This is a genomic window from Micromonospora sp. WMMD1102 (assembly GCF_029626265.1).
Taxonomy (GTDB): domain Bacteria; phylum Actinomycetota; class Actinomycetes; order Mycobacteriales; family Micromonosporaceae; genus Plantactinospora.
This window is the reverse complement of record NZ_JARUBN010000001.1, coordinates 5,318,762-5,332,630: the sequence shown is the minus strand read 5'-3', so window position 1 is coordinate 5,332,630 and position 13,869 is coordinate 5,318,762. Positions and strand designations below refer to the sequence as shown.

The 13,869-nt window shown below is 73.8% G+C and carries 10 protein-coding genes and 1 pseudogene; 4 read left to right on the top strand and 7 right to left on the bottom strand.

Features of this window, described 5'->3' with window-relative positions; translation table 11 throughout:
- Window positions 1-132: 132 nt before the first annotated feature.
- Both sucB and lpdA read right to left on the bottom strand, forming a co-directional pair.
- The gene (gene sucB, locus O7626_RS23855; protein WP_278063336.1) at window positions 133-2,016 is read right to left on the bottom strand and encodes a 2-oxoglutarate dehydrogenase, E2 component, dihydrolipoamide succinyltransferase; all 1,884 of its coding nucleotides are present in this window, start codon (window positions 2,014-2,016) and stop codon (window positions 133-135) included.
- Window positions 2,017-2,087: 71 nt separating this feature from the next.
- Window positions 2,088-3,476: a dihydrolipoyl dehydrogenase gene (gene lpdA / locus O7626_RS23850; protein WP_278063335.1), complete on the bottom strand. Its 1,389-nt coding sequence runs from the start codon at window positions 3,474-3,476 to the stop codon at window positions 2,088-2,090.
- A 296-nt stretch (window positions 3,477-3,772) separates the two neighbouring features.
- Here lpdA and O7626_RS23845 point away from each other — a divergent pair, with 296 nt between their 5' ends.
- Window positions 3,773-4,072: a hypothetical protein gene (locus O7626_RS23845; protein WP_278066285.1), complete on the top strand. Its 300-nt coding sequence runs from the start codon at window positions 3,773-3,775 to the stop codon at window positions 4,070-4,072.
- Window positions 4,073-4,206: 134 nt separating this feature from the next.
- Here O7626_RS23845 and O7626_RS23840 read toward each other — a convergent pair whose 3' ends face one another.
- Window positions 4,207-5,799, bottom strand: coding sequence for a leucyl aminopeptidase (locus O7626_RS23840; protein WP_278063334.1), 1,593 nt, complete (start codon window positions 5,797-5,799; stop codon window positions 4,207-4,209).
- Between the two features lie 161 nt (window positions 5,800-5,960).
- On the opposite strand from O7626_RS23840, the gene gcvT reads away from it, so the two are divergent.
- On the top strand, window positions 5,961-7,148 hold the full coding sequence (gene gcvT / locus O7626_RS23835) for a glycine cleavage system aminomethyltransferase GcvT (RefSeq protein WP_278063333.1): 1,188 nt from the start codon (window positions 5,961-5,963) through the stop codon (window positions 7,146-7,148).
- 24 nt (window positions 7,149-7,172) lie between these two features.
- Here the strand turns inward: gcvT and O7626_RS23830 are convergent, their stop codons facing one another.
- The 3 genes and pseudogenes from O7626_RS23830 to O7626_RS23820 all read right to left on the bottom strand — a co-directional run.
- On the bottom strand, window positions 7,173-8,465 hold the full coding sequence (locus O7626_RS23830) for a DUF2314 domain-containing protein (RefSeq protein ID WP_278063332.1): 1,293 nt from the start codon (window positions 8,463-8,465) through the stop codon (window positions 7,173-7,175).
- An 86-nt stretch (window positions 8,466-8,551) separates the two neighbouring features.
- Window positions 8,552-9,322 carry an adenosylcobinamide-GDP ribazoletransferase gene (locus tag O7626_RS23825; protein WP_278063331.1) on the bottom strand — a complete coding sequence of 257 codons (771 nt, stop codon included), beginning with the start codon at window positions 9,320-9,322 and terminating at the stop codon, window positions 8,552-8,554.
- 160 nt (window positions 9,323-9,482) lie between these two features.
- Window positions 9,483-11,591: pseudogene (locus O7626_RS23820) on the bottom strand (bifunctional adenosylcobinamide kinase/adenosylcobinamide-phosphate guanylyltransferase); the annotation flags it as partial.
- Between the two features lie 148 nt (window positions 11,592-11,739).
- Between O7626_RS23820 and O7626_RS23815 the strand changes: the two are divergent.
- Window positions 11,740-11,940, top strand: a complete 201-nt coding sequence (locus tag O7626_RS23815; RefSeq protein ID WP_278066284.1) for a hypothetical protein — start codon at window positions 11,740-11,742, stop codon at window positions 11,938-11,940.
- Between the two features lie 5 nt (window positions 11,941-11,945).
- Window positions 11,946-12,743: a site-2 protease family protein gene (locus O7626_RS23810; RefSeq protein ID WP_278063327.1), complete on the top strand. Its 798-nt coding sequence runs from the start codon at window positions 11,946-11,948 to the stop codon at window positions 12,741-12,743.
- A 94-nt stretch (window positions 12,744-12,837) separates the two neighbouring features.
- Here the strand turns inward: O7626_RS23810 and O7626_RS23805 are convergent, their stop codons facing one another.
- A complete protein-coding gene (locus O7626_RS23805) occupies window positions 12,838-13,836 on the bottom strand; it encodes an aldo/keto reductase family protein (RefSeq protein WP_278063326.1) in 999 nt (332 codons plus the stop codon).
- Between the last annotated feature and the right edge of the window lie 33 nt (window positions 13,837-13,869).

Sequence of the window (13,869 nt, the reverse complement as noted above, 5' to 3'; positions counted from 1 at the left end):
GGCCCGGCTCGGATCGCACCCCGATCGGGCGCCGGTGCCCTGCCCGCGTCGCCGTAGACGGGCACCGGCGGAAATGCCGCGCGGGGCGCCTGGCCGACGGCCGGACGCCCCGCGCGGTGCGAACGCTGCTACTCAGGAGAGCCCGAGTTCGGCCTCGAACTGGCCGGCCTCCAGCCGCTCCTTGATGGCGGTCAGGAACCGGGCGGCGTCGGCGCCGTCGACCAGCCGGTGGTCGTAGGAGAGTGCCAGGTAGATCATCGAGCGCGCCGCGATGACCTCGCCGAGCTGCGGGTCGTTGACCACCATCGGGCGCTTCACCACCGCGCCGGTGCCGAGCATCGCCGACTGCGGCGCCGGCACGATCGGGGTGTCGAAGAGCGCGCCCCGGCTGCCGGTGTTGGTCAGCGTGAAGGTGGCCCCGGCGATCTCGTCCGGGCTGATCTTGTTGGTCCGGGTCCGCTCGGCCAGGTCGGCGACCCGGCGGGCGATCCCGGCCAGGTTCAGGTCACCGGCGTTGTGGATCACCGGCACCATCAGGCCGCGCTCGGTGTCCACGGCGATGCCCAGGTGCTCGGCCTCCGGATAGGTGATCGTCCCACCTTCGAGGTCCATCCGGGCGTTGACCACCGGGTAGGTCTGCAACGCCTCGACGGCGGCCAGCGCGAAGAACGGCAGGAACGACAGCTTGACCCCGTGCCGTTGCAGGAAGGTGTCCTTGGCCTGCGCCCGCAGCCGGGCGATCCGGGTGACGTCCACCTCCACGACCGTGGTGAGCTGCGCCATCTCGTGCAGCGACTCCTGCATCCGGCGGGCGATGACCGCGCGGATCCGGGGCAGCTTCTGGGTGCTGCCCCGCAGCGGGCTCGGTTCGGCCTTGGCAGCCGGAGCGGCGGCCGGCGCGGCCGGCTGGGCGGCCGGGGCCTGTGCGGCCGCGCGGGCCCGCTCCGCCGCCTCGAGTACGTCCTGCTTGCGGATCCGGCCACCGACCCCGGTACCGCTGACCGTGGAGAGGTCGACGCCCTGGTCGCTGGCGAGCTTGCGGACCAGCGGGGTGACGTAGCCGGCGCCGTTCTCGCCGGACGGGGCCGGAGCGGGCGTTCCCGCCGCACCGCGCGACGCCGGCTGGGCGGCCTGCTCGGTCCGGGCCGGCTGCGCGGAACGCTCGGTCTCCGGCGCCGGGGTCTGGTACGACGCACCGGCCGGCTCCGCCGCCGCCTTCGCGGGCTCCGGCTCGGCAGCCGGCTTCTCGGCCTTCGGCTCCGGCTCGGCGGCCGGCTTCGCTGCCTTCTGCTCCGGCTCGGGCTGCTGCTCCGGCTCGGCGGCCGGGGCGGCGCCGCCGGGGGCGCCGATCACCGCCAGGTCGGCGCCGACCGGGGCGGTCTCGTCCTGACCGACCCGGATCTCCAGCAGGGTGCCGCCGACCGGGGAGGGGATCTCGGTGTCCACCTTGTCGGTGGAGACCTCGACCAGCGGCTCGTCGGCCTCGACGGTGTCGCCGATCTCCTTGAGCCAGCGGGTCACCGTACCCTCGGTGACGCTCTCGCCCAGCGCCGGCATCTTCAGCACGGTGCCCGAGTCGCCGGCCGGCGCGGTCTGCGCCGAGACCGTCTCCGGCTCCGGCTGCTCGGCCCGCTCCTGCTGGTCGGAGGGCTCCGCTTCCGCCTGCGGGGCAGCCTCGGCCTGCGGGGCAGCTTCCGCCGGCTCGGCCTCGGCCTGCTGCGCGGGCTCCGCCTCGGCCTGCTCCGGCTGGGCCGGTGCGGACTCGCCGCCCGACTCGCCGTCGCCGTCGATCACCGCCAGCTCGCTGCCGACCTCGGCGGTCTCGTCCTCGCTCACCACGATCCGGGCCAGCACGCCGGCCGCCGGGGAGGGGATCTCGGTGTCGACCTTGTCGGTGGAGACCTCGAGCAGGGGCTCGTCGACCTCGACCCGGTCGCCCTCCTGCTTGAGCCACCGGGTGACGGTGCCCTCAGTGACGCTCTCGCCCAGCCGGGGCATGGTGACCGATACCGGCATCTTTCAAGACTCCTTCGTGGCCTGTGCGATCCTGGCCCGGTTGGTCGCCGGGCGGCGCGGAGATTTCGTGGTCAGGCGTGTGCGTGCAGCGGCTTGCCGGCCAGGGCCAGATGGGCCTCGCCGAGCGCCTCGCTCTGGGTGGGGTGGGCGTGGACGAGCTGCGCCACCTCGGCCGGGTACGCCTCCCAGTTGAAGATGAGCTGCGCCTCCCCGACCAGCTCGCCGACCCGGGCACCCACCAGGTGCAGGCCGACCACGGGACCGTCGTCGACTCGGACCAGCTTGACGAAGCCGGCCGTCTTGAGGATCTGGCTCTTGCCGTTGCCACCGAGGTTGTAGTTGTAGGTCTTCACCTTCTCGGCGCCGTACTGCTCCTTGGCCCGGGCCTCGGTGAGCCCGACCGAGGCCAGCTCCGGGTCGGAGTAGGTGACCCGGGGGATGCCGTTCTCGTCGATCACGGCGGGGTTCTGGCCGGCGATCTCCTCGGCCACGAAGATGCCCTGCTGGAAGCCCCGGTGCGCGAGCTGGAGGCCGGGCACGATGTCGCCGACGGCGTACACGTTCGGCACTCCGGTGCGCAGCCGCTCGTCGGTGACCACGAAGCCCCGGTCGAGCTTGACGCCCTGCTCCTCGTAGCCGAGGTTCGCGGTGTTCGGCCCACGGCCGACCGCGACCAGCAGCAGCTCGGCCTCGAAGGTGTCGCCGCCCTCGATGGTGACCTTGACGCCGGACTCGGTGCGCTCCACCTTCTCGAACCGCTTGCCGGTCTTGAAGGCGATGCCGCGCTTGCGGAACGCCCGCTCCAGCGCCTTGGAGGACTCCTCGTCCTCGGCGGCGACCAGCCGGGGCAGCGCCTCGATGATCGTGACGTCGACCCCGAAGGACTTCCAGACGCTGGCGAACTCGACGCCGATCACGCCGCCGCCGAGCACGATCGCCGAGGTCGGCACCCGGTCCAGGGTCAGCGCGTGATCGCTGGTGATCACCCGCTCGCCGTCGACCTCCAGGCCGGGCAGGGTCCGGGCGTACGAGCCGGTGGCCAGGACGATGTTCCGGCCGGTGTAGCGGGTGCCGTCCACCTCGACGGTGTCGGCGGAGACGAGCTTCCCCTCGCCCTCGACCACGGTGATCTTGGCGCTCTTGATCAGCCCTTGCAGACCCTTGTAGAGCCGCGAGATCACGCCGTCCTTGTACGAGTTGACGCCCGTCATGTCGATGCCGACCAGCTCGGCCTTGACGCCGAACTGCTCCGACTCGCGGGTCTGGTCGGCGATCTCGGCCGCGTGCAGCAGCGCCTTGGTGGGGATGCAGCCGTTGTGCAGGCAGGTGCCGCCGACCTTGCCCTTCTCGATCATCACGACCGAGAGGTCCAGTTGGGCGGCGCGCAGCGCCGCCGCGTACCCGCCGCTGCCACCTCCGAGGATGACGACGTCGAACGTTCCGCCGTTCGGCTCGCTCACAGTTAACTCCCAGGTCGCGTCGCTGCTACGAGGGTGATGCCGGTCAACCGGGCATACCGCCGCCTCCGACCGGGATCTTCCGGCCGGCGGGGCGTGGACTTCTCTCCGAGCGCCAGAGTCGGGACCGGGGAGCGCCCACCTCGGTCATCTTGTCACTAGTGGCAGCGGGCCGCGTACCGAGGTGCCCAAGGACACGTAGTCGGGACGTACGCTTGCCCAAGTCGCCAGTTTCGTCGCGGGGCGGCAGTGCCGGGGAGGAGAGGGTCGGGTTGGCCTGGTTTCGCCGACGCAAGAAGGTGGTCGTCGCCGCGGGTGATCGTCCCGCAAGCCGTGCGGACCTCGACCATCTTGAACAGTTCGTCCGGTCGAAGCGCGGGGTCGAGGCGTTCATCGAGCCTCGGACGACCGTGACCGAGACCACCGTCATGCTGATCGCCCACGACGGGGAGTGGACCCGGCGCCGGATCGACGGCCCGGACGGCGCCCGGCGGTTCGCGCACAAGATGGCGATCCCGGTCTACGACGTGCGGCTGGTCGGCTATCCGCAGCGGATGCGGGACTTCAACGAGCGCCGCAAGCGCCGCGCCGCCGGCTGACGGGCCACCCCACCGCCATCGACTGCCGGCCCGAGCGGCCGGCTGACGGCCCGAGCCCGCCGGCCAGGGCGATCCGGCCGGGGCGCTACAGACCCCGCCGACCCCGTCCGTACGGGGCCGGCGGGGTCTCGGCGTCAGTCGTTGGCGGCGATGTCGTCGACCAGCTCCAGCAGGGTACGCACCGGCACCCCGGTGCCGCCCTTGGACCAGTACCCGGTCGCCTCGCCCGAGTGGTAGCTCGGCCCGGCGATGTCGATGTGCGCCCACGGCACCTCGTCGGCGACGAACTCGCGCAGGAAGATCCCACCCTGGAGCATGTGCCCGGCCCGGTCCATCGACGCGTTCACCTGGGAGATGTCCGCGACCTCGGAGTCCATTCCCTTCCGGACGTCGTCCGGCAGCGGCATCGGCCAGGTCGGCTCGCCGGCCGCGTCACCGGCCTGCTGGACCCGCCGGCACAGCTCGGTGCTGCCCATCACCCCGGCCACCCGCTTGCCCAGCGCGACCACCTGGCCGCCGGTCAGCGTGGAGGTCTCCACCAGGTAGTCGCAGCCGTCCTCGCAGGCCCGGGCCATCGCGTCGCCGAGCACCATCCGGCCCTCGGCGTCGGTGTTCAGCACCTCGACCCGCTTGCCGTTGTACATCGTCACCACGTCACCCGGCCGGTAGGCGGTCGCCGACGGCATGTTCTCGGCCATCGGCAGGTACGCCGTCACCGCCACCGCCGGCTTCAGTTCGGCGACCGCCAGCATGGTGGCGGCGACCGCCGCCGCGCCGGCCATGTCGGACTTCATCTCCCACATGCCCTGGGACGGCTTGATCGACACGCCGCCGGTGTCGAAGGTGATCCCCTTGCCCACCAGCGCGACCCGCCGCACCGACCCGTCCGACCCGTCCGATCCGGCTCCGGCCGGGACGTAGGAGAGCTTCACCAGCCGGGGCGGCGCCGCCGAGCCGAGCCCGACGGCCAGGATGCCGCCGTAGCCGCCGTCGGCCAGCGCCTGCTCGTCCAGGACCTCCACGCCGAGCCCGACCTCCCGGGCGGCAGCCGCCACCGCGTCGGCGAAGGACGGCGGGCGCAGCTCGTTGGGTGCCGTGTTCACCCAGTCCCGGGTCCGGGCCACCGCCCGGGCCACCACGCCGGCCCGGGTGATCTCCGCCTGGGCCCGCTCGTCGGCGGCGTCCGGCACGTGCACCGCCACCGAGGCCACCGCCGGGCGGCGGGTCGGCTGCGGCCGGGTCTTGTACCCGGCGAACCGGTACGCCCCGAGCAGCGCACCCTCGGCGGCGGCCCGCAGCGCGGCCGGGGCGTCCTCGTCGTCCGGCAGCGGAAGGGTCAGCGCGACCCGCTCGGCGCCGGCCAGCGCCCGGACGGCCGAGGCGGCGGCCCGGCGCAGCGTCTCCGGGCCCGGGGCGGCACCGGTCGGTTCGGGACCGAGCCCGACGGCGGCGACCAGCGGCGCGCTGACGGTGCCCAGGGTGGCCAGCTTGACCACCTCGCCGGGACTGCCGGTCGCGCCCAGCAGCGCCAGCGTCTCCGTCAGCCGGCCGTCGAACGCCGCGGCGATGCTCTCCGCACCGGTCGCGAGCAGCAGGGTCCCGGCGAACCCGGCGACGGGTTCCGCCGCCTCCACCGTCTGACTGTGCAACCCGATGACGACGGCGTCGACGGCGAGTTCGGCGGGGTCGGTGTCGACCAGGCTGAGGCTGGTGCTGGGCGATGTCACTGCGCGGCTCCGGACAGGCGTGGCCGGCCGCCTGGTTGCGGCCGGGCGTTGTGGTCTCCGGCGCAACTTACAGGCCGGACGGACGGGCTGTCCCGCCGACGGTCTGCCGACGGGTCCCGCCGATGCTATCGACGCGCCGGATCGCAGGTAGGTTGCGACCCATGACCGACCCGACCCAGGTGACCGGCGAGCCCCCGGAACCTCCCGCCGACGCGCTCCGCCACTCGCCGCTGCACGGGCGGCACGCCGCGCTCGGCGCCAAGTTCGCCGCCTTCGGCGGCTGGTCCATGCCGCTGGAGTACGCCGGCGGCGGAGTGCTGCGGGAGCACACCGCGGTGCGTACCGGCGTGGGTGTGTTCGACGTCTCCCACCTGGGCAAGGCCCGGGTCACCGGCCCCGGTGCGGCCGACTTCGTCAACGCCTGCCTGACAAACGACCTGGGGCGGATCGGGCCGGGACGGGCGCAGTACACGCTCTGTTGCGACGAGGCGACCGGCGGGGTGGTCGACGACATCATCGCCTACCTGTACGGCCCCGAGCACGTCTTCCTGATCCCGAACGCCGCCAACACCGCCGAGGTGGTACGCCGGCTCCGCGCCGCCGCCCCGGCCGGGATCACCGTGACGAACGAGCACGAGTCGTACGCCGTACTGGCCGTGCAGGGGCCGCGTTCCGCCGAACTGCTCGGCACCCTCGGACTGCCCACCGGACACGGGTACATGAGCTTCTCCAGCGCCGAACTCGGCTTCTCCGCCGCCGGGGCGGCCACCCCGGCCGGCGACCTCGTGTCGCTGGTGGTCTGCCGGACCGGCTACACCGGCGAGCACGGGTACGAACTGGTGGTGCCGGCCGAGGCGGCGGGCACGCTCTGGGACGCGCTGCTGGCCGCCGGTGAGCCGTACGGGATCCGGGCCTGCGGGCTGGGCGCCCGGGACACCCTGCGGACCGAGATGGGCTACCCGCTGCACGGCCAGGACCTCTCCCCGGAGATCACCCCGGTGCAGGCCCGGGCGGGCTGGGCGGTCGGCTGGGACAAGCCGGCGTTCTGGGGGCGGGACGCGCTGCTCGCCGAGAAGGCGGCCGGACCCCGGCGCACCCTGTGGGGGCTGCTGGCACTGGACCGGGGCATCCCGCGCCCCGGGATGGCGGTGCTCGCCGCCGACGGCACCCCGGTCGGCACGGTCACCAGCGGCACCTTCTCGCCGACCCGGAAGGCCGGGATCGCCCTCGCCCTGCTGGACACCGCCGCCGGGCTGGGCCAGGACGACGAGGTCGCCGTCGACGTACGGAGCCGGCGCGCGGCGGTGCGGGTGGTCCGGCCCCCCTTCGTGCAACCGTCCGTGAAGTAGCCGCCCGACGCCCCGGGTGTCGGATCAGCGTTGGGAGCGGTCGCCGGCGTCGAGCACGGCCTGCGTCCAGCCGCCCTCGATCACCCCGCTGCCGTCCAGCAGGGCCCAGTCGACCACGTCGACGGCGTCCACCACGACGGGCTGGCCGATCCGGACCGACGGATCCGCCGTGGCGTCGCTCGCGCTGGCCCCGACGATCCGGTCCGGATCCGCCCACGAGGTGACGCCGGCCCAGACGAACTCCGGCCCCTCGTCGGTCGGCAGGCCGTACTTGACCAGCAGCTGCACCCCCTCCGGCAGGTTGCCGGCGAGGAACCGCTCCCGGATCCCGGGCAACCCGTCCCGGGCGGTGGTGATCGCCCGGGCCATCGCGTCGTCGGGGCGGGCGTACCGGACGTCGGACTGGGCGGTGGCACCGAACAGGGCGGCGCAGACCGCGGCGAAGTACCGGCCGGGCGGGCCGGGATGGCCGACCGGGGGCAGCAGGGTCAGGAACGAGTCGGCGTCCGGGTCGGTGGCCGGGTCGAGTTCCAGCCGCAGCGCCGCCGGTCCGGTGGTGTCGTGCTGCTGCGGGTTGCCGTACGCCACCGCGATGTCGTGCCCGCTGACCGAGGTGACCACCGGCAGCTGCACGAAGGCCGGCACCTCGCTGTCGGTGAGCCCGTCGGTCCAGGCCCGGAGCAGCCGTCGGGCCACCCCGGTCATCACCGCGCCCCAGGCCCGGGTCAGGTGCGTCGGCACCCCCTGCGCCTGCAACTCCAGCAGCCCGAACCGGCGCAGTCCCTTGGTGGTGAACCAGAGCCCGTCGTCGTCCGAGGAGTACGGCACCAGGACCCAGTCGATCAGGCGTACCCGGCCCTCGGCGTCCGGCAGCGAACGCAGCGCGGCGGCCGGGTCGAGGAACTGCAACGCGAACACGTCCACCACGTCGGCGCCGAGCGACTCCGCGACGGCGCAGGCGACGGTCCGGGCCGCCCACTCGTGCGCGGGCGGCCAGCCGGGCCGGTAGCTGGCCTGCACCACCACCAGGTCGGTGGCGGCGGCCAGCCGGGCCAGCTGGGTGTTGGTGGCCCCGAACGCGGTGAGCAGGTCCGGCGGCAGGTGCGGGAACTCGGCGATCGGCCGGGTGTCGACGGTCATCAGCGGGCTGTCCAGCATCTGCCGGGCCAGGTCGTGCACCGGCCCGGAGAGCCGGCCGCCGAGGGCCGCCACCGCCTCGGCCGGCGCCGGATCGACCTGGCCGGTGGTCGGCACCAGGTAGGTCGCGGTCAACGACTCTGGAACCGGCACGGGCAGGAAATCGTCCGTGATGAGCATCGCGTCCCCCGCTCGACCGCCTTGTAAGGCCTGGTACTCGTGCTGGTGTCCTATTCGCGAACGCTACCCGCGAACGCCCCGTCCGGTCAGCCGGTCAGCACGACCCCGAGGTAGAACAGCGTGCTGCCGAGTTCGACGGCGGCGCCGAGCACGTCGCCGGTGATGCCGCCGAGCCGGCGCACCACGTGCCGGACCAGCAGCAGCGTGCCGGCCAGCGCCGCGACCACCGCGAGCGGCCCCTGCCACGGGCGGTCCGGTACCGCCGGCGCGGCGAGCAGCGCCACCCCGGCGGAGAGCCCGAGCAGCGTGACCGGGCCGACGGTGCCGGCGACCAGCGCGCCGAGCCCTTCCGGGCGGGCCGCCGGGACACCACGCCGGCAGGCCCAGCTCACCGCCAGCCGTCCGGTCGCGGCACCGGCGGCCAGCGCCGCGAGCAGCGCCGGCCACGGCCGCCCGGCCAGCGCCGCGAACGACGCCGCCTGGAGCAGGAGTACGAGGACCAGCGCGGTCACCCCGAACGGGCCGACGTCCGGCTGCCGCATGATCCGCAGCGCCGCCTCCCCCGAGCGGTACGACCCGAGCGCGTCCACGGTGTCGGCCAGCCCGTCCAGGTGCAGTCCCCGGGTCAGCAGGGCCGCCGCAGCCACGGTCACGCCACCGGCGACCAGCGGCGGGGCGAGCGCGCCCAGCCCGCCGAGCACTCCGGCGAGGAGCAGCCCGAGCAGCGCGCCGACCAGCGGGGCGAGGCTCATCGCCGTACCGGCGGTGGCGCGGTCGACCCGACCGGCCCGCAGCGGCGCGACGGTGAACGTGGTCAGGGCCAGCCGGCCGCCGGCCGCGAGCCGGCCCTCAGGCACCCGGTGGCACGGTGGCGCCGTCCCGCCGCCCGCCGTCCCGCCCGCCTGCGGCTCCGGTACCGGTGCCTTCCGGGACGGTGCCGGTGTCCTCCGGGAGGGTGGCGGTGCCTTCCGGGACGGTGGCGGTGTTTCCCGGGAGGGTGGCGGTGTTTTCCGGGACGGTGGTCGGGCCGGGACCGGCCGGCGTCGGCTCGACGAACTCCCGGTCGTCCTCCGGGTTGTCGCCGGCACCGGGCCGGTCGTCGGCGGGTCCGGGGGCCCAGGGCTCGGCCGGGTCCGGCACCGGCGGAAGCGCGTCGTCGTCCCGGCTGCCGGCATGGTTGCCGTCGTCGTCCGGGGCAGCGGGGCCGTCGTCGGTCGCCGGCTCGTCGGATGCCGGCTCGGGCGCCCACGGCTCGGCCGGGTCCGGTACCGGCGGGTGGGCGTCGCCGGGGGTCCGCGCCTCGTCCGGGGTCTGCCCCGGCATCTCGTCGGGCTGCTCGGTGGCCAGGGTCGGGTGCACCGGCAGGGTGCTGGCGAGGGTCAGCGCGGAGCGCAGCAGCGGCAGGGCGGCCAGCGCGGCGGCACCCTCGCCGAGCCCGAGTCGCAGGTCCAGCAGCGGAGTCAGGTCGAGCACGTCGGCACCGAGCTTGACAGCCGGATGGTCGCCGTGGTCCGGCAGCAGGCACCAGTGTCGGGCCTGGCCGGCGAGGTCCCGGCTGACCAGTCCGGCCGCCACTCCGACCGGCCCGTCCAGCAGCACCGGGATACGCCGGGCCGTCGCACCGAGCAGCACGCCGGTGGCGATCGCCACGTCACCGCCGCCGAGTTCGGCCAGGATGTCCTTGGCGTCCCGGGGACTACGCCGGGTGCGGTGCATCGCGTCCCGGACGGCGGCGCAGCGCCGCATCCAGGCCGCGTCGTCCACCTGCCCGCCGAGCGCCACCACCCGGCCGAGTACCGCTGCGGGTTCGGCACCCGACGTGGCGGCCAGTACGGCGGCCGCGGCGGCATCGGCGCCGTCCCCGCAGGCGGCCAGGACCAGCAGGTCCACCCCGGCCTCCGCCGCCTCCTCGGCGAGTCGCCAGCCGTAGCGCAGGGCCGCCTCGACCTCGTCGACGGTGAGCGTGGGGCCCTCCTCGGCGGGCCGGGACAGCGGCGCCTCGACCACCTGGAGGCTGGCGCCCGCCTCGGCCGCCAGCCGGGCGATCGGCCCGATGCCCTGACGGGCCTGCTCGGCCCGGCGGGCGGACTCGCCGGGCACCGTGCCGGCGGCGGCACCGCCGGTGTGGTCGCCGTGCAGCAGCAGTACCCGGGCGGACCGCCAGGGGCGCGGCGTGGCCGTACCCTGCGTGGCGGCGGCGAACGAGACGACCCGGTCCAGGTGGCCGAGGCCGCTGCCGGGCAGGTCCAGCGTGCCGAGCCGGTCGAGGGCGGCGGGGCCGGCGTACTCGTCCGGCATCGGCAGGTCCATCCCGGCCTGGATGACCAGGCCGGTGGCGACCATCGGCAGCGCCATGGTCGGCGCGGTCCAGCCCGTCGCGGTCGACGCCGGGGCCGGCTCGTCCTGGGGTGCCGGTACGAGGGTCGGGCGGAGTACCTGCGGCATCGCGTCGACCACGTCGGTCCAGGCGGAGGTGGCCGGGGCGGCCTGTCCGGCGCCGCCACGGTCGGCGGCGCCACGGTCGGGCTGGGCCGGTACCCCCGGCTGGTCGGCGCCGGTCGGAGCCGGCGCCGGCCGGTCCTCCTCGATCTTGATCCAGGCCGGTTGACCGGCGATCACCAGGACCGCGGCGTCGCAGGCGTCCGCGACCGCCCGGTTCGTGGTGCCGAGCGCGTCGACGAAGGCCCGGCCGAGCGGGGTGACCGGCACCGTCGACAGCCCGACCTCGGGGCTGACCAGCACCAGTCGGGCCGGGCAGTTCCGGATCGCGGTGCCGAGTTCGTCGATGGTGGCGACGTCGTCGGCGGGTTGGTGCGCCGGGTCGAGCAGCACGGTCACCCAGCCGCCGAGGTCGTCGACGAGCAGCGTGTCGCCCGGACCGGCACCGGTGATCAGTTCGGCGAGCCGGGACGGGTCGGCGTTGGCCTCCTCGGTGGTCCAGCCCGCCGGCCGGCGGAGCCGGTGCGCGTCGATCCGGGCCGTCCACTCGGGGTCGTCCGGGTCGGTTGTCGCTGTGGCGACATAACGGACAAAAGCTACGTCCTTAAGCAGTGACTCGGCGAACTCGGACTTGCCGGAGCGGATCCCGCCCAGCACCAGGAGCCTGCTCCACCCGTCTACGGACATGCCCGTACCTTAGAGCGCTCGGCCGGGCAGTTCGCGGTGAGGTACGGGTGCGGACCCGCTGGCCGACCGCTCCGGCTGGCTGACATCGGCCGGCCGACTAGGCTGGCGGAGGTTGTCGGCGCGGAAGATCGGCGAGGGGAGACGCGACATGCCGTGGAGCTGGCGGTACGAGGGCGCGGACGGCGATCCGGTGAACGGACCGGCCGAGGCGTTCAGCAGCCAGGCCGACGCCGAGTCCTGGATCGGCCAGACCTGGCGCGAGCTGGCCTCCACCGGCGTCGCCTCGGTGCTGCTGGTCGAGGACGAGCGGGTGGAATACCGGATGAGCCTGCTGCCTGTGGCCGAGTGACGCCGATGAACTTCGACCAACGCGGCCGGGACCGGCTGGTCCTCGGTGTGCCCCCGGAGGCGTTCCGGCCCAGCCCGATCTTCCTGGCCCTGGTCGCGCTCTTCGTGACCAGCGGCGCGATGGCGTGGAACGGGTTCGGCAACGTACGGCTCGACGTCTTCCTCTTCGTCATCACCGGCTGGCTGGTCTCGCTCTGCCTGCACGAGTACGCGCACGCCGTGGTGGCGTACCGGGCGGGCGACCGTTCGGTGGCACATCGCGGCTACCTGACGCTGAACCCGCTGAAGTACAGCCACCCGTTGCTGTCGATCATCCTGCCCGTGGTGGTGGTGCTGCTCGGCGGCATCGGCCTGCCCGGCGGTGCCGTCTGGGTCGACCGGCACCAGATCCCCGGCCGGCTCCGGCACTCGCTGGTCAGCCTGGCCGGTCCGGCCACCAACGTGATCTTCGCGTTGCTGCTGGTCATACCGTTCGCGATCGGGGTCGACGTATTCGCCCGGCCGGAGTTCTGGTCCGGTGTCGCGCTACTCGCCTTCCTCCAGTTGACCGCGAGCGTGCTCAACCTGATGCCGGTGCCGGGCCTGGACGGCGGCAACGTCATCCAGCCCTGGCTGAGTCCGCAGTGGCGGCGCGGCTACGACCTGATGGCCCCGTTCGGGTTCATCCTGCTCTTCGCCCTGCTCTGGAACCCGCGCGTCGGCGGCTGGTTCTTCGACGGGGTCTTCGCGGTCGGCGACCTGATCGGCCTGCCCGACTACCTCTACGTCGAGGGCCTGCGCCTGATCCGCTTCTGGCAGGACTGAGGTGTAAGGAAGGGCCCCCGCTTATCGCTTTTTGTATAAGCGGGGGCCCTTCCTTACACCGCTCCGGCAGCGTGCCGGGGCGGGTCTGCCGCGTTCAGGGGCGCTGGGCGGGGCTCTGCGTCTTGCCGGGGTCCCGCTCGGTGATCGGGTCGACGATCTCGTCGATCGCCTTGAGCAGCTCGGCGTCGAGCTTCACCCCGGCCGCCTTGGCGTTGTCGTGCACCTGCTCCGGACGGGAGGCGCCGATGATCGCCGAGGAGACGTTCGGGTTCTGCAACACCCAGGCGACCGCGAGCTGGGCCATGCTCAGGCCGGCCTGCTCGGCGAGCGGCTTGAGCCGCTGCACCCGGCTCAGCACGTCGTCGGACATGAACCGGGCGATGAAGCCCGCGCCGCCCGAGCTGTCGGTCGCCCGGGAGCCGGCCGGCGGCTCCTGGCCCGGCAGGTACTTGCCGGTCAGCACGCCCTGCGCGATCGGCGAGAAGACGATCTGCCCGAGACCGAGTTCCTCGCTTGTCGGTACGACCTCGTCCTCGATGACCCGCCACAGCATCGAGTACTGCGGCTGGTTCGAGACGAGCTGGATGTTCAGCTCACGGGCGAGCGCGTGAGCGGCCCGGATCTCCGACGCCTTCCACTCCGAGACGCCGATGTAGTGCGCCTTGCCGGAGTGCACCACGTCGGCGAACGCCGACATCGTCTCCTCCAGCGGGGTGGCGTAGTCGTACCGGTGCGCCTGGTAGACGTCGACGTAGTCGGTCTGCAACCGACGCAGCGAACCGTTGATCGACTCCATGATGTGCTTGCGTGACAGACCCCGGTCGTTCCGACCCGGACCGGTCGGCCAGAAGACCTTGGTGAGGATCTCCAGCCCCTCCCGACGCTCGTCCTTCAGTGCCCGGCCCAGCACCTCCTCCGCCTTGGTGCCGGCGTAGACGTCGGCGGTGTCGAAGGTGGTGATGCCGACCTCCAGCGCCGCGCGTACGCAGGAGAGCGCGGCCTCCTCCTCGATCTGGGACCCGTGGGTGATCCAGTTGCCGTACGAGATCTCGCTGATCAGCAGGCCCGAGCGGCCAAGGTGTCGGAATTCCATACCAGTGACCCTAGTCCTCCCGGCCGCGGTCGA

Coding starts and splice junctions, on each gene's coding strand:
- O7626_RS23805 (WP_278063326.1), bottom strand. CDS start 13,836: ATGGAATTCCGACACCTTGGCCGCTCGGGCCTGCTGATCAGCGAGATC.
- O7626_RS23815 (WP_278066284.1), top strand. CDS start 11,740: ATGCCGTGGAGCTGGCGGTACGAGGGCGCGGACGGCGATCCGGTGAAC.
- gcvT (WP_278063333.1), top strand. CDS start 5,961: ATGACCGACCCGACCCAGGTGACCGGCGAGCCCCCGGAACCTCCCGCC.
- O7626_RS23830 (WP_278063332.1), bottom strand. CDS start 8,465: ATGCTCATCACGGACGATTTCCTGCCCGTGCCGGTTCCAGAGTCGTTG.
- O7626_RS23810 (WP_278063327.1), top strand. CDS start 11,946: ATGAACTTCGACCAACGCGGCCGGGACCGGCTGGTCCTCGGTGTGCCC.
- sucB (WP_278063336.1), bottom strand. CDS start 2,016: ATGCCGGTATCGGTCACCATGCCCCGGCTGGGCGAGAGCGTCACTGAG.